This window comes from Bartonella sp. AP57NXGY (assembly GCF_042195805.1).
GTDB lineage: Bacteria > Pseudomonadota > Alphaproteobacteria > Rhizobiales > Rhizobiaceae > Bartonella.
In genome coordinates this window covers 11,090-12,186 of record NZ_JBHIOZ010000045.1, presented here as the reverse complement: position 1 = coordinate 12,186, position 1,097 = coordinate 11,090, and the positions used below count along the sequence as shown (strand labels likewise).

1 tRNA gene is annotated in these 1,097 nt (G+C 34.8%); it reads left to right on the top strand.

The features are described from left to right. Window positions 1-532: 532 nt before the first annotated feature. A tRNA-Arg gene (locus ACFIL8_RS05820) sits at window positions 533-609 on the top strand. Window positions 610-1,097: the final 488 nt, after the last annotated feature.

Sequence of the window (1,097 nt, the reverse complement as noted above, 5' to 3'; positions counted from 1 at the left end):
TTTACCGGTGGCCTTCCCATTTTTTCATTTGAAGCTTTATCCGATACTCTTGTTTTATCCACCATAGAAATGGGTTGGTCTGCACTCTTTTTTCCAGCCCAATAAGTAACCGTTAAAACAACGATTAAAAACACTAATGGAAAGCTCTTTTTTAATAACGCCATACATCCGCCCTTGCTGTGTCATGTTCATCTGAAATAGTTTTCAACAGTAATATCGGCGTTTTACACAAAAACCCAACAGCGGGTGTATATATCTTACCCCCACCGCAAAAAACACATCTCATCTCTGCTTGACTATCTTTCATAGATTAAAACGTCAAGTTAACTATCGTTCATATTGCTTTGTATGGTCATGACAAAAAAATGTTCATATCAAAACCAACTGAAGCCATAATATATTATATCCTTTTTTAAAATATATCATAAAAAAAGAGAGATTTTTTTTATGACGACTCAAGTTTCACTTGCATTTCTTTAATGAAACGATTAGGAACCCTTTGTCTTAGACAATGTAAAAAATTGAAATGTATGCACCCGTAGCTCAGCTGGATAGAGCACCAGACTACGAATCTGGGGGTCAGGAGTTCGAATCTCTTCGGGTGCGCCATCTATCAATATCTTCTTATAAAGTCAGACTTTTTAAATTCTTTATTTTGTGATTTATTTTTACCTATCTTTGTATTTTGTTATTTCATTCTGTTGTGAGTCGTTTCTTTAGCCATTTTGCTAGAATAAGATGTTATGAGTCCTTCAATTCAGCTCTAAGGTGCTTTTATTAGCTTATAATCGTAGCGATTGCATGAGTAGCGTATGTTGTTGTTTTCTTTTATCAATCTATGCGCTTGTTTTTGGTCTCTTCCGGATTATACTCTCTACTCAGTTAGGTAATTTTTTACGTGCTTATTTCTAATTGTTCCATAACTGGATGTTTCTGGATATTTTATTCCTAGCAGTCCCATCTTAAGAGGGACTTCAGATGTGCCGCCATAAATTCCGGTTTACCACCATGTGAAACTTTTTCAGTGTGTTGTTGGAAAGAATAAATAAACTACTTCTCAAACGTACTACTATGAAACACTTATGGTATCCATTAAT